This is a genomic window from Streptomyces sp. NPDC058008 (assembly GCF_042886395.1).
Lineage (GTDB): Bacteria > Actinomycetota > Actinomycetes > Streptomycetales > Streptomycetaceae > Streptomyces.
In genome coordinates this window covers 12,971-34,556 of sequence record NZ_JBHVQX010000029.1, presented here as the reverse complement: position 1 = coordinate 34,556, position 21,586 = coordinate 12,971, and the positions used below count along the sequence as shown (strand labels likewise).

Here is a 21,586-nt window from a genome sequence, read left to right as displayed (position 1 = left end):
GTGCGCGGCTACGTACTGCGGCGCTCACTGCTCGCGGTCCTGCAGTGCCTGGTGGTGCTGGTCGCCGTGTTCGCCGTCGGCGCGCTGCTGCCCGGCGACACGGCCGACGTGCTGCGCGGTGAACTCGGCACTCCGGAACAAGTCGCGGCACTGCGCGCACAGTTGGGGCTGGACGAACCTGCCTGGCCCCGCTTCTGGCACTGGCTCGGCCACCTGCTCACCGGCGACCTGGGGCACTCGCTGACCACCGGGCTGCCGGTGGGCGACGACATCGGCCGCCGGATCGGCGTGACGCTGCTCCTGGGCGTACCGGCGCTGATCCTGGTCACCATGCTGGCGCCGCTGCTCGGCACGGTCTCCGGGCTGCGGGAAGGCGGTCGGCTCGACCGTGCCCTGAACACGGCCACGGTGCTGCTGCACGCCGTTCCCGAGTTCGTGCTCGCGCTGCTGCTGGTCGCCTCGGTCTCGCTCGCGGCAGGACTGCTTCCCGCCACCGCGGTCGGACTGGACACGGCCGGTCTGCTGTGGCAGCCGTCCGTCCTGGTGCTTCCCGTGGTCGTGCTGACGGCACGGCACCTCTGCGATCTGGCCCGGCAGGTCCGTGCCGGAGTCGCGGGGGAGCGGCACGGCCCCGTGGCCGAGCACTTGCGGCTGCTCGGGGTACAGGAGCGCACGGTGGTGCTCCGGCACGTCCTGCCCAACGTGCTCGGCCCGGCGGCGCAGCAGTACGCCCGCTGCGTGGAAGGACTGCTGGGCGGCGCCGTGCTGGTGGAAGCCGTCTTCGGATTCCGCGGGCTCGGCAACGGGTTCGTCGAGGCGGTGCAGAACCGTGACCTCCCGCAGGTGCAGACATACGCGCTGCTGTTCACCGGAACCGCGGTCGCCGTGAATCTCGTGGCCGACCTGGTCGCCCATCGCCTGGCACCCCGACGGGAGATGGCCGTATGACCACACTGACCGAGACCGCGCGTGTGCGCACGGGGCGACGTCGGCGCCCCTGGGCCGCACTGCTCCTTCTCGGAGTGCCTCTGGCCGTTGCCCTGGTGGGGCCGTGGCTCGCGGGCGACACGTCGCCGCAGACCGACGTGCTGCCCTCGCAGGCACCGGGCGCAGGGCATGTGCTCGGTACCGATGTCTTGGCGCGCGACGTGCTGTCGCTCGTCCTGCACGGCGGCGCATCAGTGCTCGGGAGTGCTCTGGGAGCGCTCCTGATCGGCCTGGTCGCGGGCGTGCCCCTGGGTCTGCTGGCCGCCGGGCCCAGGCGCGTACTCGACGAGGCGGTGATGCGAACCCTGGACCTCCTCCTCGCCTTCCCCGGGCTGCTGGTCCTGATGACCCTGGCCGCGACGGGCCACCGCGACTGGTACTGGCTGGTGACGGTCGCCGGGCTGCTCCAGGTGCCCGCCGTCGCGCGCCTGGTCCGCGGTGCCGCACTCGCTCCCGGCGCCCGCACGGTCGTCGAGGCGCTCCGCATGCAAGGACACGGCTGGGCCTACATTCATCTACGGCACTTGGCCCGGGAGCTGGCCGCGCCCCTGGCCACCGACGCGGCGGGCCGCTTCTCCGTCGTGCTCTACCTCCTGGCGTCCGCCAACTTCCTGGGCCTCGGGCTCCCCGCGTCCTCACCGGACTGGGCCGTCCTCATCGAACGCAACAGCGACGCGCTGTTCACCCAGCCCGCCGCTGTGCTCGTCCCCGCCGGGCTGCTCACGGCACTGTGCGTGGGCAGCAATCTGCTAGTGGACCGCACCCTTGCCCGTAGGAGAGGCCAACGGTGACCCCTACCGAGTCCGCGCCGCTGCTGAAGATCCCGGAGATCTCCGCCCATGCGCACGGAGCGGTGCGCCCGCTGCTGGACCGCGTCGGCCTGACCGTTCCGGCCGGGACGGTACTGGCCGTCATCGGCCCTTCGGGCAGCGGCAAGACCACGCTCGGACTGGCGGCACTCGGCGCCGCGCGCGACGGCGTCGAACTCACGGGACGCGTCTCACTCGACGGCACCGACCTCCTGTCCCTGACACCCGCCCGACGTCGCGACGCTCGGGCCGGGCGCGCCGCCCACCTGCCCCAACACCCGGAAAGCGTCCTCGACCCGGTCCGCCGGACCGGCCGCGCCCTCACGGAACTGGCCGCTCTGGCGCACGCGGGACGGGGCGCGCGCACCGCCGCCGCGATCCGGGCGCTGGCACGGACAGGCCTGGAATGGCAGACGGTGCGCCGCCGGTTCCCCCACGAACTGTCCGGCGGCCAGCAGCAGCGGGTGGCCCTCGCATCCGCTCTGGTGACCGGCGCACGACTGCTCGTCCTGGACGAGCCGACCAGCGGTCTCGACCTGGCACTCGCCCACGCTCTGGGGCGCACGGTGCGCAGCCTCGCCGACAGCGGGGCGGGCGTCCTCCTCCTCAGCCACGACCTGCCGATGGTGCGCGAGACGGCCGACCGCGTCGTCGTCCTGGAGCAAGGCCGGGCCGTGGACGAGGGGCCGACGTCCGACCTGCTCAGCGTCCCGAACGGCGCCCATCGAGGCGGCAAGCGATCCGAGGCCACTCTCGGCGCGGCCCGCCACCGCGCCACCCTCGAACTCCTCGCGGCAGAACACCGTACTGGTGCGGCCCGGGTGCCGAGTCCACGAACAACAGTGTCGGAATCGCGCGAGGGTGCCGGAATATCTGCCGCGGGCATCGTCGTACGCCGCCGATCGGGCGACCTCCTGAGTGGGCCCGTATCCATGGCGTTTCCTCCAGAAAGCCGCACCGCGCTGCTCGGCCCCTCGGGCTCGGGGAAAACAACCTTCGCTCGGGTACTGGCCGGCCTGACCACACCCACTCAGGGAAAGGTCAGGCACCGAGAAGAGCTGCTCCCCGCCCGGATCGACCGACGCTCCGCCGCACAGCGCCGCATGGTCCAGTACGTACATCAGCACAGCGCCGACTCCTTTGAGGGGCACCGCCCGATCCTGAACCAACTCGCAGACACCGCACGTCTGTTGCGAGGGCTCCGAGGTGACGAGGCAACCGCTGAGGCTGTGCAGTCAGCAAGGGCACTGGGGCTCGACGAGACGCTCCTGGCCCGCAGGTCGAGCCAACTGTCCGGCGGGCAACTGCAGCGCTGCGCACTGGTGCGGGCCCTGACGGCACACCCGGCCCTGCTGGTGTGCGACGAAGTGACCTCCGCACTGGACACCGTCTCCCGGGAACGGCTGCTGGCCGCCCTGCCCGGGCTGCTCGCCCCGGCCAGGACAGCTCTGCTGTTCGTCAGCCACGACGTGTCGGCGGTACGCATGCTGACCCAGCAGGCCGCGCTGTTCGAAGGAGGTCGCTGCGTCAGGTACGGCTCCGTGGGCGACGTCCTGCTCGCCGCGGAAGAAGACAGGAATGGTGGTGACGCAAAAGGCTGGGCGTGAAGCCTGTCGAGCTTGCTCAACCCCGGCGATCGCTTCTTGCGGTGCCTGCCGACAGTTCACGGCTACCCTGGTCGTTGTCTTGACGGAGATTCGCGGAGTCGAGGGTCAGCAACTTAAGAGCTCGTCACACGATCATGGTCGGGTCTTGTTGAGGCGTCTCCAGCAGATGAGGCTGCAGGCGAGCGAGATGAAGGCGTTGTGGAGTTCGGTTCGGCGTTCCCAGCGGATGGCGAGGCGTTTGAAGTGGTGGAGCAGGGCGAAGGTCTGCTCGACGACGTAGCGGAGTTTGCCCAGGCTCTTGATGTTGGGGCAGCCCTTGCGGGAGATGACGGGAATGATCCGTCGGTGACGGAGCTCGTCGCGGTTGGGGTTGGAGTCGTAGCCTTTGTCGCCGAGCAGTGCATCGGGCCTTCGACGCGGCCGGCCGGGGCGGCCCGCGACGGGCGGGATCCCGTCGACCAGGGCCAGGGTCTGGGTAACGTCGTTGACGTTGGCCGCAGTCGTGATGACCTTGAGCGGGGTTCCGCGTCCGTCGCAGATCAGGTGGTGTTTGCTGCCCGCTTTCCGCCGGTCGACCGGCGACGGACCGGTGTCGGCGCCCCCTTTTTCGCGCGGATGTGGGAACCGTCCACGCACGCACGTGACCAGTCGAGTTCACCGGCCGCGGTCAGCTCGGCAAGCAGGACCCGGTGCGACTGGTCGAAGACCCCCGCCTTCTGCCACCGGTCCAGTCGCCGCCAGCACGTCTGGCCGGACCCGAACCCGAGCTCCGGAGGCAGGAGTTGCCAGGCTGTGTCGTTGTGGAGGACGAACAGGATCCCCTGCAAGCAGACCCGGTCCGACACCGGCCTCGGCCCGGGCGATCGCTCCGGCCACGAGGGCAGCAGCGGCTCGATCAACGCCCACAACTCATCGTCCACCGATCCACGGTCGAGTACCCACACCCTCACGAACGGCCGAATCATCACACCGGTCACGGCCGACCAGCACACTTCAACAAGACCGTGTTACAAGCTCGAAGGGTCCCTCACGAGTTCCGGATGCCCTACACGGCCTGGAACAGCAGGGGGCGCTACGCAGGTGCCGACGCCACCACGGTCTCGAACCTCATTTACAGTGCTGGCCGTGGTTGGAAGAACCTGGGCACCGCCATCGACAGTCGTACCGGTGCCGACGTGCCGCTACCGGGGCAGCCGTGAGCATGGGCGTCCACCCTGTGAGTGAAGGGACCCCCCCATATGTCTCACCCAGATGTCGCCCGCCTGCGCGAGCTGCTTCCGCCGCCCAGCTCCGGCGGCGACGACACGGTGGACTGGGAGCAGATCGAGCGGACGACGGGCCTGGCCTTCCCGGCTGACTACCGTGAGTTCGTGGAGTTGTACGGCGGCGGCGAGATCGACGAGTACCTGTCCGTGAGCACGCCACCGGTCCCTGGCTCGCCGTACGGGGATCTCCTGGACAGAGGCGAACCCGCTCTCTCTGACCGGGATCGCCAGGAGTTGGGCTTTCTCCTGCGGGGAGGGGCTTTGCCACCGTTGCTCCCCTTCGCGGACTCGGCGAGCGGCGATGTTGCGTTCTGGCTGCGGGAGGGCGCTCCCGACGACTGGCGGGCAGCTGTCTTCCGGAGGCAGACGCCGCACGGGGCGAGCCGCTGGACGGTGTTCGACGGTGGAGTGGCAGCGTTGTGCCTGACGGCTCTGACGGGCGACGTACACCCGTTCAGCGAACGGCTCTCAACGAGCGGAGGGCATGAGTTCGTGAGCTGGCGCGGCCTGTAGCGCGCGGCAAGGCGCTTGCCCACGCCTATCGCGATCCGAACCGCCTGTCGCCAGCTGTGGCGCTTGGGGCGGGCACGCACCTCGTGGAGTAGACCGAGCGTGTGCAGGGCTTAGTTGATCAGCCGGCGGGGCCTCAAGACCTCGTCTCGGACCAGGGTCCGAACGGCTCGCGCGGAGGCAGCGGCGGGGTGGTGGCGGAGGAGCGCATCACCCGCTGCCCGAACCACCCTGCGCTGCCGGTGACCACGGCGGTCAGCTGCTCGCTCGACAGAGTGCCGTCGGTCGGCAGGCCGCGGACGGCCTCCCCGAGCAGGGTGATCCGGTCGATGGGTTCGCCCTGGCGGTGCAGCGCGCCCAGGCACCGGCAGAGCTGCCCGTGGCTGGGGTCGGCGAAGTCTCCCGGCCGCAGCCAGGCCACCACCTGGTCCATTGCCACCGGCTGTTCGGCGAGGACGGCCAGGAGGAACCGCTCGTCATCAGCGACCTGGCCGCTCTGTGCCGGAGGCGGGATGTCCGTGGCGGCAGAGGGCCCAGCGGTGGGTGGGACCGGTCGAGGATCGGTTCCCCGGCGTCGCGCAAGCTCGGTGAGCACGCCCGGTCAGGACGTCCGCCGTACGCAACGCAGCGACTTCCAGGACTGCTGCATGATCCGGTGACACTGACACCTACTCGCGGAGCAGCCCCCCTGCCTTGACCCAGCGCTCACCGCCGTCCTGGACGACTTCGCCCATCCTGGGCCCCACCCGCCCTGCGGCCGCCCTTCGACGGCGGGATCAGAGGCTCCGCGATCTCCCACAGCACGTCCGGAACAATCCAACTCCACGTACCCCGCCCCAAGACGGACTCAACGAGCCAACCCCACTTACGAAACGGTCCTGTACTCCGCTTCGATTCCCAGGTCAATACTTCGCCCTGAAACTGGATTCACGACGATTTCCATCGCTACTTTGGTCCGGAAACTGCCCGCTATTTGTATCTCCGGATCCCCTCGGCCTCATCCCGGGCACCCAATCCCGTCGCGTATGCCGGAAACCCCACCTATGGATTGACCTGCTTGGGCTCAAGGCGTGCATCGGCCAGGCCGACCCCGCGAGCCAGACAGGAAACCCTGGCATGCTCGCCGACGAAATCTCTGCACACGGTGACATCAACAAGCGGGGAATTTCGGCGGTGTAGGATGTGGAAATCCCCGAGTGCCTCGAGAGCACGATGACCGCAAAGCCTGGAATCGATATGAGGGACGCCCCGTCGGTTAACCCTCGATGGGGGTGGTGGGATGATCCGGCTGGCATCATGCTGATCCGCGAGGGATCCAACGGTACCTTCATGCAGCCAGGCGGCGGCCACAGTTGTTACTTGCGACAGCTCCAGGATTGGCACCGCGGACGCAATTTCGAGATCTCGGCATGGATCATCGGACGCACCCCGAACGGGCGAGACGTGGTCCCGCCTCAAGTGATCGGCAATCAATAGTATCGCCAAGTAAGACGCCTGCCGTTTGGGAATCGAACTCGAAGAACTTGCTCCCGCAGTTCGTGAAAAGGTTAAAGAACCATCGCATTCCATGCGCAACCTGGTTTCGTCCTGGGGGCATCTTGTGCGCCGGATGGAGTCCGGGTGGAAACTGTCGGGGCAGTATCCGATCAGCGCCTACGTCAGTGATCTGGACTCGCACAACCGACTGCGGACCGACCTGGGCAGATTGAACGATGAAGCTCAGGCGGAACTATCCCCTCTGCTGGCAGAGTTGGACAATAGCTTCAATCGTGAGTCGGTGCCTGACGATTCGGGTGAGCTCCGGCCGTGGCTGAATCCGTGCTCAGGTGCGGAGCCATACGGATTCTGGCTGCGCAAGCCTCGTAGGCACCCCTGGTAGACGTCGGACGGCCGCGAGGGGGGCGTGCAACGTGACTGCCGCCGAACCGCACACCCACACGCCATGCATTCGCCATCTGCACCCGCACCCACCCGGCCACGAGGACAGGCGCGACGGAAGCAATTGATGACAGGGATGACAGGGATGACAGAGATGACAGAGATGACAGGGATGACAGCAGTGGTCCGGCTCTAGTCGGCAGGCCGCAGGTCCGCCCGTTCCCTCAGCTGCCGCCGGGAGTTGATGCCCAGCTTGCGGTAGATGTTGCGCAGGTGGGTGTCCACGGTGCGGGGGCTGAGGAACAGTCGGGCGGCCACCTCTTTCGATGTGGCCCCGGTCGCCACCAGCCGCGCTATGTGCAGCTCCTGCATGGTGAGCCGGTCGCGGGCGTGACCTGTGCGGCTGCGTGCCGTCTCGCCCGTGGCACGTAGTTCGTCGGCCGCGCGTCGGCGGAACGCCTCGATTCCGGCGCCGGAGAACAGTTCGTGCGCGGTGCGCAGGTGGGGGCGGCAGTCCTGTCGGCGGCCCCGCCGCCGCAGCCATTCCCCGTACAGGAGGTGGGCCCTGGCCCGGTACGGGAGCATCGGCGTGCCGGTGAGGTGGGCGATCGCCTCCCGGTAGTCGTCCTCCGCTCCCGTCACCAGGGCCCGCGCGTAGGCGGCGATCCCCAGGCCCGAGGGGGTTCCGCAGGCCTCGGTGCGTTCGGTCAGCGACTCCAGGGCGGCGACGGCGGTGTCGTGCTCGCCGCACCGAACGGCGGCCTCCACCAGCTCCGGCAGGGTGAACCCCGCGGTGAAGAGTTCTCCGTCGTCGGTGGCACGTCGGGCCGCGGCCAGTGCCTGTCGGTGGTCGGACAGGCCGTTGTTGAGCACGGCGCTCGCCCAGTGGACGTTGGAGACCACCTGACCCGCGGCGGTGGCCGGAGCCAGGACGGCTTCGAAGAGCGCGGACGCCTCATCGCGGCGTCCGCGCATCGCTGCCAGCTGCAGCCGGTGGTAGATGACCGGAGGCGCACCGGTCGCGTCGGCGAGCGCCTCCTCCTCGGCGATCGCGGCCATCGCCCCGTCCAGGTCCCCGGTGAGCGCGGCGGCGGAGGCCGCCTGCGCGAGCCCCAGCCGCAGGACGAGCGGAGATCCCGACTCGCGGCCGGACTTCAGCAGCCATTCGATGATCCGCGTATGGGTGTCCGGGTCCCACAGTTCCGCCGCGAGGATGATCGCGAGAGCCGGGTGCCGGGTCCACAGGGGGCCCGCCGCCCCGTCGATGGCCTCCCTGATCAGAGGTACGGCCGCCCGGTGCCCTTCCGCGCCCAGGACGTCCAGTGCGTCCAGGATGTCCGGGGGGTGCGGCGGCGCGGACTTCGCCTCGGCGAGGACCCGGTCCGTCACACCGTTCGCGCGTCCGACGAGCAGGCTCGCTTCGAGCGCTTCCAGATAGCTCTCCCGGGAGCGCTCGGGGTCCAGGGGTGCGAGCCGGCGTGCGGCGCGCATCATGTACGCCGGACCCTCGCTGTCGTCGATGCGGACCAGGGAGATCCGTCCTCGTATCAGGTCGGTCTCCGCCTGCTGGGACTCGCTCAGCGCCGCGCTCTCGGCCGTCCCCAGCAGTGTGGCCGCCCTGTCGGTGGCGCCCGCGTCGAGGTGGGCGCGTGTGGCCGCCAGCGTCCGTTCGATCCGCCGGCCGGTGTCGAGCGACAGTTCCGCCGCGCGTTCGAGGAAGGCGGCGGTGGCCACCGCACCGCCACGGGCCCGCGCCCGGGACGCCGACCGCTCCAGCTCGGTGGCGAGGTCCTCGTCGGGGACGGCCGCGGCCTGGGCGCGATGCCACGCGCGCCGGTCGGGGTCGGCGACCGGGTCGGTGACTTCGGCCAGCACGCGGTGGGCCAGCCGCCGTTCGTCCGCTCCGGAGGCGTCGTACGCCGCGGCCCGTGCCAACGGGTGGTAGAAGCGCACGCGGGTGCCGAACTCGACCAGGCCGGTGGCGGTGGCGGCCGCGCCGGCGGACGCCAGGTCGATGTCCAGGCCCCGCGCGGCGGGCCAGAGCAGCCCGGGATCGCCGGTCGGGTCGGCGCCTGCGATCGTGAGCAGGAGCCGAGCCTGCGGGGGCAGGCCGGAGAGCGTGGCCCGGAACTCGTTCCCGACCAGGGTCGGCACCGAGGCGACGTGCGGCGGGGCGAACCCACCTGCTCGGGGCAGGGCGAGCAGAGCCAGCGGGTTGCCCCGCGCCTCCGCCACGAGCCGGTCACACACCTGCTCGTCGAGCGTCTCGTGGCTCTGCGCGGCCAGCAGCGCCCGGGCGTCGGCGTCGCCCAGCCCGTCCACGCTCAGGCCCGGCAGGACGTCCAGTTCGCGCGTCCCGCCCGGCAGCCGGACGGCGAGCACCATGGCGACCGGCTCGGCGGACACCCGCCGGGCGAGGAAGGCCAGTGCCTTCGCCGAGGCCGCGTCGAGCCAGTGCGCGTCATCGACCACGCAGAGCACCGGGCGTTCCTGGCCGGCCGCCGTCAGCAGCCCCAGGGCCGCCAGGCCGGCCCGGAACACGTCCGGTGTCCCGGACGCCAGGTCGAAGGCGATGCGCAGCGCCCGGCGGTGTTCCGCCGGCAGCCCGGCCAGGTGCTCCAGGACCGGGAGGCAGAGCTGGTGCAGTGCCGCGAACGGCAGCTCCGCCTCCAGCTGGGACCCGCCCGCGCGCAGGACGCGGAACCCGGACGCCGTCCCTTCCAGGTGCTCCAGCAACGTGCTCTTGCCGATCCCCGCCTCACCGCGCAGGACCAGGGCGCCGCCCCGACCTGCCCGTGCCGCGCCGATCAACTCGCCGAGGCGCTCGGTCTCGTACTGCCTGCCGAGCAGCGGAACGCGAGGGGGAGCCGACGTCTGCACAGCTCGTAGGCTACAGCGCCGAGTTCGCGGCGCTCATGGACCGGTCCGGCGGCGTCGGGACCGTCCTGGACGGTACCGGCGCTCCGGTCCGTCGTGCGGGACGACCCGGCCGCAGGCCCGGTGAACGGCCGTCAGCCACCGGTGGTCTCGGCCTCCTTCTTCAGGGCCTGGAGCCAGACGTCCAGCCCTCCGCCGAGCATGTCGGCGACTGCTTCACGGTCAGCGCCTCGCAACGAGTCCAGCAGCGGCGCGTCCCAGGACTCCTGGGTGTGTACGCGGGTCCCCTTGTCGGTCTCGGTGAAGATCCACAGATGCGTTCCCCTGTCGATGGTGATCGCCTCGCCCTTCGCCGGGCCCTCCCAGATCACGCACGCGCCGGGCTCCGCGTGTGTGACGCCCGACGTGATCGTCAGGGTGTCCGCCGGGGCGAAGTCCGATTCCGGCACGGGAGTGGTCCACCTGAACCGGGAGGTGGACGAGAAGGCGCCCGGGTCGAGGCGTTCGACGGTCAGGACCGCGTCCTGCCAGTCCTTCCACTTCCCGACATCGGTGTGCACGGCCCACACACGTGCGACGGATGCGTCGATGTCGATGTCGGAGGAGCGGGTGATGGCCGCCCCCGGGTCCGTGCTCCTCCCGCCGCACCGGTTGTCGCGCGGCTGCCCGGCCGACCCCGCTCCGGACGCGGTGGCAGAGGCGGTGGGGGTCCGGCTGCTCCTGGCTCCGGCCCCGGAGCCGTCGTCGGCGCAACCGCCGAGTGCCAGCGCCAGAACCGCGGCCGCGGCGACAGCGGCGGCCTTCCTTGCGGAACGGCGGGGGAAAGCGGAGACGTGCATGGAGATCCTTGTTCCTCTTCGTGGGGGTGGTGTCAGGCGTGGTGGTGTGTCCGCGGCACGGTTCCGACCTTCTCGCCGTCGCCCAGGACGACGAACTGGCCCATCATTCCGGCGTCTTCGTGCTGCAGCAGGTGGCAGTGGTACATGTACGGGGTGTTCGGGTCGGTGTGTCCGCCGAAGCGCATCGCGAGCCGGTAGTGCTTGCCCTGCGCCAGCAGGACGGTGTCCTTCCAGCCGCGCAGGTGCGGGTCCGGCTTCCCGCCGTCGACCGTCAGCACCTGGAACCGCACGTCGTGGACGTGGAAGTTGTGCGGGAACCCGTTGTCGTTGACGACGTCCCACACCTCGACCGTGCCCTCACGGACTCCGAAGTCGATACGGTCCATCGCCATCGCCCGGCCGTTGATCCGGTCCGAGGCGAGCACGAAGGAACGTTCCCGCACGGCCTTCTCGCCCGCGAGGTCCGGTGCGGTACCGAGCGTGGAAGGGATCTCCGTTCCGCCGGACAGGGTGGCCGCGGCGCGGAACCGGCAGATGTCGAGACGGTCGTCGAAGCCGTCGAGCCGTCCGAGGGTGCCGCCGTACTCGGACGGGTGGGAGCGCAGTTCGACCCGCTCGCCCGGCTCGAAGGCGACCACGATCTCGGCGCGTTCGCCCGGCGAGAGGTACAGGCGCTCGGTGTTCCACGGCCGGGCGAGCAGGCCACCGTCGGTGGCGACGAGCGAGAACGTCCGGTCGTCGGAGAAACCGAAGTGGTACAGGCGGGCGTGGGAAGCGTTGAGCAGCCGCAGCCGTACGAGCGCGGTCGTGACGTCGACGTACGGGCCGATCGCGCCGTTGACGAGGACCTCGTCACCTATCACGCCCAGCGCGCCGCCCAGTGGCACCCGCTCCTCGAACTGGTTGTCCCCGTCGAAGGCCCGGTCCTGGACGATCATCGGCAGGCCGTCGACGCCGTACCGGGAGGGGAGCTTCGACGCCTCGACGCCCTCGTCGTCGACGATGAAGAGACCGCTGAGACCCCGGTACATGTGATCGGCGGTCGAGCCGTGCACATGAGGGTGGTACCACAGCGTCGCGGCGGGCTGGTCGATCGTCCAGCGCGGCCGCCAGGTCTCTCCGGCCCGGACGACCTGGTGCGGTCCGCCGTCCATGGCGGCCGGCAGGTGCATCCCGTGCCAGTGGAGCGAGGTGTCCTGATCCAGGCCGTTGCGCACGGCGAACGCGACCCGTTCTCCGCGCCGCGCGCGGATCGTCGGCCCGAGATACGTGCCGTTCACGCCCCAGGTGCGGGTGGCCGGTCCGGCCTTGAACCGGGTCGTGCCCGACCGGATGCCGAGCGCGAAGACCCGGGCACCGGAGGCGTCGGTCTCCGATTCCGCCAGCGGCGGGACCGGCAGGGCCTTGTCGAAGGCGATCCTCCCGGCCGTGTCCTGCTTCGCGGCGGCGTAGTAGGCGCCGTAACCACCGCTGGTGAGGACCACCGCGCCCCCGACGCCGAACCCGAGGGCCTTCAGCGCTGTACGTCGTTTCATGGGGACACCGTCGCGCGCCGGACGGCCTCTTCGCGTCGGCGAAAATTGCGTAGTCCCGCCGCTCGGTCGTCGGCCCTCGGTTCCACGGCGGCCTGGCAGGTGCATGGCGCGTCAGGCCGCCCGCGCGTCGTACGGACACCCGGCTGCGGCAGACGCGCCGGCAGCGCCCGCACGCTGTCGCCCACGAAGGAGGCGAGGCCCGGGGAGTCCGGCCTCCGGCTTCGCCGAGGCGGCGGAGGGGGAGCACCCGGCCCCGCGGACTCACCCGGCCCCGCTGACTCACCCGGCCCCGCGGACTCACCAGGAGCCCGCCCAGCTCGGCACCGTGGTCCCGGCCGGCCCGCGGCGCCCCGGGCGAACCGCACGGCGGCCGGAGGCCCGGGGCCCGGGGAGCGGATCGGACTACGCAGACGTACGTAGTTCCTACCGACGCGAAGAGCCCTGCGGCTACGGGAGAGTGGGCCCATGCGGTCCCTCCCGGGCGGACCGTCCCCCGACCGTACGTTCCCGAGGAGCCCCGGCATGCCCGCCCCGCACTCCGAGTGTCCCGTGGCCCCCGGCGGGCGGCTCACGGTGCCGGACGCTGTTCGCCCTGGCCGCACCCGCATCGTCACCGTCGTGGGCCCGAGGCCGGCCCCGGCTGTCGAGTACGCGGTGGTTTCATGGGAACCAGCCTTGTGGACAAGCGATCTGACGGTCAGTGGGGTGACGGCATCGGCCCGCATCGAGTGGCTGCGCCACCACGGCCCGCCTCCGTGGGGCACCCGGGCGCGCCGACGGCACACCCCGGGCCCGGTATCCGTGCCGATCCGGGGACCCGCCGGTCCGCATCCGGCTCACCGGGCCTCTTCGGCCCGCCGCCACGGGAGGGGGCGCAGGGGCCTGCCGCACCTCGTGTCCCGCCCCGACGAGTGAAAGGGAACTGATGACCTCTCATCCGGTGCTGCCCGTCCTGGACGACCTTGCACGCGTGATCGCCGCGACGACCCCGCGACAGGACCCCGCGCCGACGCCCTGCGCCGGTCTCGACGTGGTCTCGCTGCGGCGTCATCTGCGCGGTGGGATCGGGTACTTCACCGTCGTCCTGGCCGATCCCGACGGCGACGAGCGGCCGGATCCACGGGCCTGGACCGGCCCCGACGACGCCGACGCCCTGGTCGAGGCGATCACGGAGCTCTCGGCGGTCGTGCGCGCAGCCCTGGCCGACGGCGTCGAAACGGCTGCCGTGCGGGTGCCCGCCCTGGGCGGAACGTTCCCCGGCGGCCAGGTGCTGAGCATGCTGGTGGCCGAGACGGTGGTGCACGGCTGGGACATCGCCCGCGCCACCGGTCAGGCCTGGCGGCCCGACCCCGCCGCCTCGGAGCGCGCGTACGCGCTGCTCGCCGACCGGGTCCGGCCGGAGTACCGGGGCGGCCCGGGCATGCCCTTCGCCCCCGAGGTGCCGGTGCGCCCCGACGCCCCGGCACTGGACCGGTTGCTGGGCTTCGCGGGCCGGTCACCGTCGTGGACGCCCGCACCCACGCCCCGAACCGAGGGCGGTCGACCAGGCCGCCCCGACGGCCCGTAGGCCCTTCCCGCTTCCCCTTCCGCGCGGAACCGGTTCACGCCGGGAACCGCCGCGTCCGCTCCACCGCTCCTCTGGAGGCATGTTGTCCCCGATACCCACCAGCGACGTCGATCTCTACACGGAGGCGGCGCGCATCGACCCGTACGCCATCTACGCCGAGTTACGGGAGCTCGGACCGGTGGTGTACCTCTCCCGCTACGACCTCTACGCGCTGCCCCGCTACGACGAGGTGCGCGCCGCCCTGATGGACTGGCAGACGTTCTCGTCAGCGCGCGGGGTGTTCGTGGATCCGGACGTGAACGCCCAGCTGGAGGGGATCACGCTCTGCAGCGACCCGCCCGAGCACACGGCGATGCGCTCGGTGCTGGGCCGGCCGCTGCGGCCCGACCGGATGCGCGAGGTGAGCCCGCGGATCGAGGCCGAGGCCGAGCGGGTCGTCGAACGGCTCGTCGGCCGGGGCCGGTTCGAGGTCGTCACCGAACTGGCGGAGTACCTGCCCATGACCGTGGTCTCGGACCTGGTCGGCCTCCCGGACCACGGACGGGAGAAGATGCTGGAGTGGGCCGCCGCCATCTGGAACACCCAGGGGCCCGCCGACGAGCGGGCCGCCGCGGCGGGACCGGCCGTCGAGGAGTTCATGGCCTTCGCCGTGAAGGACGCCGTGCCGGGGAGGATCGACCCCGACGGCTGGGCCGCGCAGCTCTACCAGGCCGCGGACCGCGGCGAGATCCCGCGCGACAAGTGTCCGGTCATGATGCTCGACTACGTCACGCCCAGCCTGGACACGACCATCCTCGCCATCACCAACGCGGTCGCGTTGTTCGCCCGGAACCCGGACCAGTGGGATCTGCTGCGCGCGGACCGCTCGTTGATCCCGCACGCCATCAACGAGTCGCTGCGCGTGGAGACCCCGGTGCCCCAGTTCACCCGGGTGCTCACCGAGGACCACGGGATCGGCGGAGTCCGGCTGGCCGCCGGTTCCCGGGTCGCACTGCTCTACGCCTCCGCCAACCGGGACGAGCGCCACTACCCGGATCCGACGCGCTTCGACATCACCCGCCGCCCTTCGGACCACCTCGCCTTCGGACGAGGGGAGCACGTGTGCGTCGGGATGCACCTCGCCAGACTGGAGATGAGCGCGCTGCTGGACAGGCTCGCCGACCGGGTCGCCGGCTTCGACGTACTGGACCACCGGCCGATGATCAACAACGGATTGCGCGGACTCGACCAGCTGGAAGTGGCGATCGAACCCGCGACCTGACGTGTGTGGCACCGCATCCCGGAGGACCCCCATCGGGATGCGGTGCCTGAGCCGCCGGCTCCGGGGCGCGCAGTGGTCCGGGAGACCGTCCCGGCGGGGGCACCGAGGGGTGGGCGAACGCGCGGGCCGTCCTTGCCGTCGCCCCTCTCGTGCTGCCGCTCCGTCGGGCGTTCGGCCGACCGAACACGCGACGGAGCGAAAAGATCAGGACTCAGCGTCGGTCAACGGCGGCAGATCGTTTTGACGGATCTTCGTCGCGTGCGGTAGGGAAGCCCTCTGGGCTCCCTGTCCGTCACCCGCCTCGCCCCGCCGTACCGTCCAGCGGCTAGTTTGTGTGCAGGACAGGTACGCAGGACAGGTACGCGGGCCCGTGGCGGCAGAGGTGCACGGGGGACGGGAGGTCGGGAAGAGTGTCGCTGCGCGGAGGTGATCCAGCCGAGATCGGCGGCTATCCCCTGGAAGCCCGGCTCGGCTCGGGCGGCATGGGCACGGTCTTCCTGGCCCGCACCAGCTCGGGGCGTCCTGTCGCGATCAAACTCATCCACCAGCAGTTCGCGGGGGACGACGAGTTCCGCATCCGTTTCCGGCAGGAGGTGGCGGCGGCGAGGCGGGTGAGCGGCGCGTTCACCGCCGCCGTGGTCGACGCCGCTCCCGAGGCCGACCAGCCGTGGATGGCGACGACCTACATCGAAGGGCAGACGCTCGCCCAGCGCATCGCGGCCGAAGGCCCGCTGAACGGTGCGGAGCTGCGGAGGCTCGCCGTCGGGCTGGCGGAGGCGTTGCGCGACATCCACCGGGTGGGCGTCGTCCACCGGGACCTGAAGCCGTCGAACGTGGTGCTCTCGCCCGAGGGCCCGCGCGTCATCGACTTCGGCATCTCGCGCGCGGCGGACCAGCAGACGCTGACGATGACGGGGCAGGTCATCGGTACACCGCCCTTCATGTCGCCCGAGCAGTTGCAGGCACCGCGCGGTGTGGGGCCGCGATCCGATGTCTTCTCGCTGGGGACGCTGCTGGTGTACTCGGCGACCGGCCACGGGCCCTTCGACGCGGACAGCCCGTACATGACCGCGTACCAGGTGGTGCACGAGGAGCCGTCGCTGGACGCCGTGCCGTCGGCTCTGCGCGCGGTCGTCGAACCCTGTCTGGACAAGGAGCCCGAGGGGCGCCCCTCGGCGGACGAACTCCTCGTGCTCCTGAGGGACCTGCCGGCCGACCTCGGCGGGACCGAAGCGAGCGCGACCGGGACGGGCCGCACCCGCGACGTGATCACCGAGCACCACTTCGCGATGCGGGCCACCCCGGTACCGGCCGACCCGGCCGGTACGGCGGCGGGACCCGGGACCGGGAGCAGCGGTACCCAGATCGGCCGCCGTCTGCGCCGCCGGTGGCGGCCCGTGCTCGCGGCCGCGGTCGCGGTCGCCGCGATCGGCGGAGGAGTCGCCGTGCTGAAGGCGGGCCCCTTCGGGGGGAGCGGCGGCGACGGCAAGGGCAACAGTGTCGCGGCTCCGGGCGTCGCCCTTCCGGCCGGCTTCGAGCCGTGGCGGAAGACCGTGCCGGGCGGCCGCGCGGACATCCCCGACGAACTGCGGTGCGTCGCACGCGGCGACGCGGTGTTCTGCGGGGGCGGCGGTGTCGTCGCGACCCGGATCAGCGCCACCGACGGCTCGCGGGTGTGGACGGCGAAGAGCCCGGGCGTCCCCGTCCAGGGCATGCACCTGGTGGGCGCCACCGACGACACGGTGCTCGGGTACCGCTTCGCCGACCAGGACGCCCCGCAGGGCCCTCCCGAGGAGGTCGTGGCCATCGACGCGGACAACGGCCGCGAACTGTGGTCCGTGGCGTCCGGTGCCCAGTCCCAGGCCGTCGCGGGCAGGAGCCAGAACGCGGTCGTGGTCGGCTCCGCCGTCGTGACGGTCAACGCCTCGAATTCCCGTTTCGAGGCCCGGGACGCGCACAGCGGTGAGGTGGCCTGGAAGACGTCGTTTCCCGCGGACAAACGGTGCGCCCCCGTCCTGGTGGGCACACAGCTCCTCGCGATGTGCGCGACGGACGCGGAGGTGGACGCCCTGGAGGTGCGCCACCCCGCCCTCTACCCGGTCGACCGTGCCTCGGGGACACTCGGCGAGGCCATCGCGGTCGACGGCCCCGCCGTGCCGGTGGGCTCCGCCGACGGCACGCTCGTACTCCTCCAGGCGCACATGGAGGGAACGGCCCTGGCCGGGTACGACGGCCTGGCGCGGGTCGACCCGGCCTCGCGCGAGGTCACGTACTCCTCGCTGGCCAAGACGTACGAGGGGACGCCCGGCATGGCGGGCGGCACCGTCTACCTGAGCGGGCAGACCGGTCGCGTCACGGCGCTCGACCCCGCCACCGGCCGGGAGAAGTGGTCCCGGCAGACGGGCGTGGAAGGCGCGTCAGGGCCCGTGGCGGGAACCGGTGCGCTGTACTTCAGCTCCGCCACCGGCCGGGTGGTCGCCCTGGCACCGAAGAACGGCACCCGCCTGTGGACAACCGATCCGCAGGCCGACGGTCTGACCGGCGAGCAGGGTGCGAGCCCGCGCGTGACCGTCGCCGGGCGAGTGGCGATCGTGGCGGCGGCCGACAACACGCTCTTCGCCTTCGACACCCGGAAGCCGCCGAAGGCCGACTGAGCCCGGCGGTACCACGAGGCCGGCCCACGTGTGTACGGGGAGCAGCGGTACCCCGGGGCGTGCGCCGGCGGAGACGTCCGCCGACCCTGCGCGGGGGTGCGGCGGGGAGGAGCGCGTCCGACCGCGTACGAGGAAACGTGGCCGAGCCGGTCAAGAGCGATATCGGCCCCGCGCCCTGCTGATCACCCCGGGCCAGGGGCTGACACCCCGCTGTTCATCCCCGTCGCGGAGGACCTCCGGACCGGTCGGCCCGGCAGCGGCCGTCCGCCCTTCCCACCGCATGCCGTCCGCACGCCCGGCCGGACCACGTCGGCGGACACGGGACGCACTCCTCCTCGTGAATGTCGCCGGGTTCGCGACCGTCCGGGAGCCGTCACCCGTCGCCACGTCCGGATCACCCACCAAGGATCACCCACCACGAACCACCCACTTTGACGGGGCACTTGCCGTGGGTCCGTCTGCGGTGGGTCTGCCTCCGGTGGGACCGCCTGTCGTGGACGGCGATCCGCACCTGCCGGTCCCGTCGCCCCGGACTTCGCCGCCCGCCGGGATGCCGAACTCCCCCTGATCCCGAGGCCGTGGCAGGGCAGACTGGCCGTGGCACGGCACCTGCTCGCGGCATCTCTCCAGGAAGTGAAATGCGTTCTGAATCAGCGGAGTTCGACCACCTTCTGCACTGCGTCCCCGACGTCGGCGCAGCCACCGCGGCGTATGCCGCGGCCGGCCTTCCGGCGCACGCCAACCCGCCGTACAGGGGATTCCGGAACGGCGCCTGGCGGCTCGACGCCCGCTATGTGGAGATCCTCACGGTGGTGGACCGCGCCGAGTTCGCCGACTCGCCCTTCGGCCGCGCCATGACCGGCTGGATGCCGCGTGTGGACGCGCTGCTCGCCGCGGGCGGGGGCGCGCTGAACTTCGCCGTGCACGTGATGGACGTGGACGCCACCGCACAGCGGCTCCGCAGCGCCGGGCACGAGGTGGACGTGCACGTCTTCGCCCGTGAGGGCTCGCCGGTGTCGTTCGCGGAGGCCGTGCTGAAGGACGCTCCCGCTTGGGCGCCCTTCTTCATCACGTACACCCCGGACCGGCGGACCATCCTCGACCGGTACAGCGCGGGACGGGTCGCGCGCGGGCCGCACGACCTGGCCGGGTTCGTCATCGAGACGCCCCGGCCCGCCGTTTCCGCGGCATGGCTGGGTGACCTCATCGGCATCCCGGCCGACGGATCGAGGAACGTGGTGCCCCTGCCGGGCGGGGCGGTGCACTTCGTGCCCGGCCCCGCCGACGCGCTCACCACACTGCTGCTCACCGAGGGCGATCCGCCCTCGGCCTCGGTCGCCGGCCTGGATCTGCGCCCCCTGGGGGACGTTGCGCCCGGCGGCTCCTGATCCGCCGCCGGACAGGCCCTGATCCGAGCACGCGGCGAAGACCGGGAACACCGCCCCCGAGGGCGAACCGGACGGCGGTCCCGGATCGTCCGGGACCGTACGACGGGCTACGCGGGGGCCCGCTCCCCAGGAGCGGGCCCCCGCGTCAGCCGCGGGTCAGCCGCGGGTCAGCCGCGGGTCAGCCGCGGGTCAGCCGCGGGTCAGACGCGGTCCGCCGCGATGAGGACGTACTGGAAGGATCCGTCCTTGTAGGAGTTGATGAAGGCCTCCTCGATCCCCGTGACCAGCGAGGACGTCGCCCGCAGCTCCCAGTAGGGCAGGGTGTCCGGAGTGAGGTCGATGACCGCCTGCGGCACGAGGCGGTTGTCGGCCATGGCGCGCAGGTACTCACGGCGGGAGTGGATGTTGCACTCGAAGTGCGCGTTGATCTGCGAGACCCACTTCGAGGGCTGGCCGTACCGCGGGTTCCAGCAGCCGGTGATGGTCACGTAGCGGCCGCCGACCTTGAGCATGCGGGAGTGCTCGGAGAAGAGGTCCTCCAGGTCGACGTACATGCTCGACTCGTTGTTCCAGGAGGCCGCGACCGAACCGGTCTCGAAGGGCGTGGCGAGCATGTTGCAGACGCGGGCGCGGACGTGGTCCTGGAGGTGGAGCTCACGGGCCCGGCCGTTGGCGAAGTCGGCCTGCTTGGCCGACAGGGTGACCCCCTCGACCTTGCAGCCGAAGCGCTGGTGCGCCATCACCATCGAGCCGCCACGGCCGCAGCCGGCGTCCACCAGGGTCTGGTCCCGCTTGATGTCGCCGAGGTGTCCGAGGAGGTATTCGGCCTGCGCCGACTCCAGTCGGTGCAGCTCGGCGATCAGCTTCTTCTCACTCGCGCCGTCCTCGGGGTCGCCGAGGGCGGAGTGGTCGACGTCACCGATGCCGTAGTGGTGGTGGTAGAGGCCGTCGACGTCGCCGAGCCGCAGGTTCACGGGCCGGGCCTCACCGTCCCAGTAGCGTGCGATGTCCCCCTGGTAGGGCGTCGCCGGGCGGGGGATGCGCAGGGCGGTGGAGGCGGGGGCGGCGGTGAGTTCGGTGTCGGTCACAGATGAGTCCATTTCTCTTACCAGAAGTCGGGCAGGCTGTAGCGATAGGTATTGGTGCGGTGCCAGTGGTGGTTGCCGTCGACCCACGCGGCGACCCCCCGCAGGAAGCGCTGCACGTGCGGGGCGGGGCAGGCCTCGGCCAGGGCCGAGGCCTCGCTCTCGAAGGCGTGCATGAGGTCGTTGTGGACCTCGACCGACTTCAGGTAGGCGTCCCGTTCCGAGAGGCCCTCCCGTTCGGCGATCACGACGGGCAGGTTCAGGTGCTGGCCGGGGGAGTCGAGTTCCTTGGTGTACGAGTACAGGTCGTTCACGATGGTCGTCGCGTTCCCGGCGAGGGCGATGACCTTCTGCATGGCGGCCTGGGCGTGCAGGTCCGCCGGCAGTTCGTAGCCGCCGACGGTGTCCGTGATGGTCGGGCACGGGCGGAAGTTGTTGAACTGGCGCATCGCCAGGTACTCCCACACCTCCGGGACGTGGTCCTGCTGGGCCCAGGCCGCTTCGGCGAGGTACCCTATGTGCAGCCGGGCCATGTCGTGCCGGAGCCGGTCCGCCTGGGACGGGCTGGCCGCCCGGACGAAGTACTCCATGGCGGAGCGGTAGGCGCGCCGGGGCGCGTCGGCGTGGAGGGATTCCGCCCACGCGGGCCCGTACTCCTGGGTCGTGTGCAGGGGGTCGAGGGCGGTGTGCGCGAGCAGGAGGCGTTCGCCGAGCCCGACGGGGGAGCCCCCGTGGTCCTCGCAGTAGCAGTCGTCCACCGCGTTCTCGGCGACCATCAGGCGTGTGGCGAGCATCAGGTGGTCGATGCTGGGCGCGTCCGGATGGCAGCCGACCATGTAGCGGCCCACGGAGAACCCGTCGAACTCCTCCTCCCAGTCGTCCGGGTAGAGGGAGACCTCGTCCAGTGCCCAGGCCTTGATCCTCCGGCTGACCTCCTCGACCCGCACGGGGTCGGGCTCCGGCACCGGGTGGTGGTACAGGCCGGGGACCGGCCTGCCGTCCGCCGCGGCCGGCTCCGGCGGCGCGGGTGTCCGCTGCCGCAGGATGAGCCGCAGGTCCGTCGTGCCGAGCCCGGTGGGCCCGCGCAGGACGTGCTCCGGACCGGTGCCCGGTGCGGGCGCCCCGACCGCCGGGGTGCCGGCGGCGGGCGTGGGAGGAGCGGCGGGGCGGGCGGGCAGGGAAGGGACACCGGGCACACCGCCGGTGGCGGCGCCGATATCGCGGGCGCGGGCCGCGGCGGTCGCGAGTACGTGCGCCCCGAAGTGGGCGGCGGCTTCCGGCAGGCTCGACTGCGGCGGTGGCAGCTCAGGCGCGGTCATCCATG

The 21,586-nt window shown here is 71.5% G+C and carries 14 protein-coding genes and 2 pseudogenes; 8 read left to right on the top strand and 8 right to left on the bottom strand.

What is annotated here, in order from left to right:
• From ACFVS9_RS26030 to ACFVS9_RS26020, 3 genes are read left to right on the top strand one after another with little or no spacing between them, the layout of a single operon-like run.
• The gene (locus ACFVS9_RS26030) at positions 1-948 is read left to right on the top strand and encodes an ABC transporter permease (RefSeq protein WP_389935936.1); all 948 of its coding nucleotides are present in this window, start codon (positions 1-3) and stop codon (positions 946-948) included.
• Complete coding sequence (locus ACFVS9_RS26025) at positions 945-1,778, top strand: ABC transporter permease (RefSeq protein ID WP_389935933.1); 834 nt, start codon at positions 945-947, stop codon at positions 1,776-1,778. Before ACFVS9_RS26030 ends, ACFVS9_RS26025 begins: the two co-directional genes overlap by 4 nt.
• Complete coding sequence (locus ACFVS9_RS26020) at positions 1,775-3,403, top strand: ABC transporter ATP-binding protein (protein WP_389935930.1); 1,629 nt, start codon at positions 1,775-1,777, stop codon at positions 3,401-3,403. Before ACFVS9_RS26025 ends, ACFVS9_RS26020 begins: the two co-directional genes overlap by 4 nt.
• A 132-nt stretch (positions 3,404-3,535) precedes the next feature.
• On the opposite strand, the gene ACFVS9_RS26015 is transcribed toward ACFVS9_RS26020, so the two are convergent.
• Positions 3,536-4,368 (bottom strand): IS5 family transposase gene (locus tag ACFVS9_RS26015; RefSeq protein WP_389936024.1). Its coding sequence is split into 2 segments (ribosomal slippage): positions 3,536-4,009 and positions 4,012-4,368, totalling 831 coding nucleotides; the frame shifts between segments, so codons are not numbered across the junction.
• 273 nt (positions 4,369-4,641) lie between these two features.
• Here ACFVS9_RS26015 and ACFVS9_RS26010 point away from each other — a divergent pair.
• Positions 4,642-5,181, top strand: coding sequence for an SMI1/KNR4 family protein (locus tag ACFVS9_RS26010; protein ID WP_389935927.1), 540 nt, complete (start codon positions 4,642-4,644; stop codon positions 5,179-5,181).
• Positions 5,182-5,294: 113 nt separating this feature from the next.
• Here the strand turns inward: ACFVS9_RS26010 and ACFVS9_RS26005 are convergent.
• The 5 genes and pseudogenes from ACFVS9_RS26005 to ACFVS9_RS25985 all read right to left on the bottom strand — a co-directional run.
• A pseudogene (locus tag ACFVS9_RS26005) lies at positions 5,295-5,804 on the bottom strand (DnaB-like helicase N-terminal domain-containing protein); the annotation flags it as partial.
• A 106-nt stretch (positions 5,805-5,910) separates the two neighbouring features.
• A pseudogene (locus tag ACFVS9_RS26000) lies at positions 5,911-6,018 on the bottom strand (IS5/IS1182 family transposase); the annotation flags it as partial.
• Between the two features lie 1,230 nt (positions 6,019-7,248).
• Positions 7,249-9,936: an AAA family ATPase gene (locus ACFVS9_RS25995; protein ID WP_389935924.1), complete on the bottom strand. Its 2,688-nt coding sequence runs from the start codon at positions 9,934-9,936 to the stop codon at positions 7,249-7,251.
• Positions 9,937-10,067: 131 nt separating this feature from the next.
• Positions 10,068-10,772, bottom strand: a complete 705-nt coding sequence (locus tag ACFVS9_RS25990) for an SRPBCC family protein (protein WP_389935921.1) — start codon at positions 10,770-10,772, stop codon at positions 10,068-10,070.
• Between the two features lie 32 nt (positions 10,773-10,804).
• On the bottom strand, positions 10,805-12,307 hold the full coding sequence (locus tag ACFVS9_RS25985) for a multicopper oxidase family protein (RefSeq protein ID WP_389935918.1): 1,503 nt from the start codon (positions 12,305-12,307) through the stop codon (positions 10,805-10,807).
• A gap of 925 nt (positions 12,308-13,232) precedes the next feature.
• Between ACFVS9_RS25985 and ACFVS9_RS25980 the strand changes: the two genes are divergently transcribed.
• The 4 genes from ACFVS9_RS25980 to ACFVS9_RS25965 all read left to right on the top strand — a co-directional run bounded on the left by ACFVS9_RS25980 (position 13,233) and on the right by ACFVS9_RS25965 (position 19,177).
• On the top strand, positions 13,233-13,874 hold the full coding sequence (locus ACFVS9_RS25980) for a TIGR03086 family metal-binding protein (RefSeq protein ID WP_389935915.1): 642 nt from the start codon (positions 13,233-13,235) through the stop codon (positions 13,872-13,874).
• A gap of 79 nt (positions 13,875-13,953) precedes the next feature.
• A complete protein-coding gene (locus ACFVS9_RS25975; RefSeq protein ID WP_383116201.1) occupies positions 13,954-15,135 on the top strand; it encodes a cytochrome P450 in 1,182 nt (393 codons plus the stop codon).
• Positions 15,136-15,545: 410 nt separating this feature from the next.
• On the top strand, positions 15,546-17,789 hold the full coding sequence (locus ACFVS9_RS25970; protein WP_389935912.1) for a PQQ-binding-like beta-propeller repeat protein: 2,244 nt from the start codon (positions 15,546-15,548) through the stop codon (positions 17,787-17,789).
• A gap of 638 nt (positions 17,790-18,427) precedes the next feature.
• A complete protein-coding gene (locus tag ACFVS9_RS25965; RefSeq protein ID WP_389935909.1) occupies positions 18,428-19,177 on the top strand; it encodes a VOC family protein in 750 nt (249 codons plus the stop codon).
• A 200-nt stretch (positions 19,178-19,377) separates the two neighbouring features.
• Here the strand turns inward: ACFVS9_RS25965 and ACFVS9_RS25960 are convergent, their stop codons facing one another.
• On the bottom strand, positions 19,378-20,265 hold the full coding sequence (locus ACFVS9_RS25960) for a geranyl diphosphate 2-C-methyltransferase (protein WP_383119055.1): 888 nt from the start codon (positions 20,263-20,265) through the stop codon (positions 19,378-19,380).
• 17 nt (positions 20,266-20,282) lie between these two features.
• Complete coding sequence (locus ACFVS9_RS25955; RefSeq protein WP_389935906.1) at positions 20,283-21,581, bottom strand: family 2 encapsulin nanocompartment cargo protein terpene cyclase; 1,299 nt, start codon at positions 21,579-21,581, stop codon at positions 20,283-20,285.
• Positions 21,582-21,586: the final 5 nt, after the last annotated feature.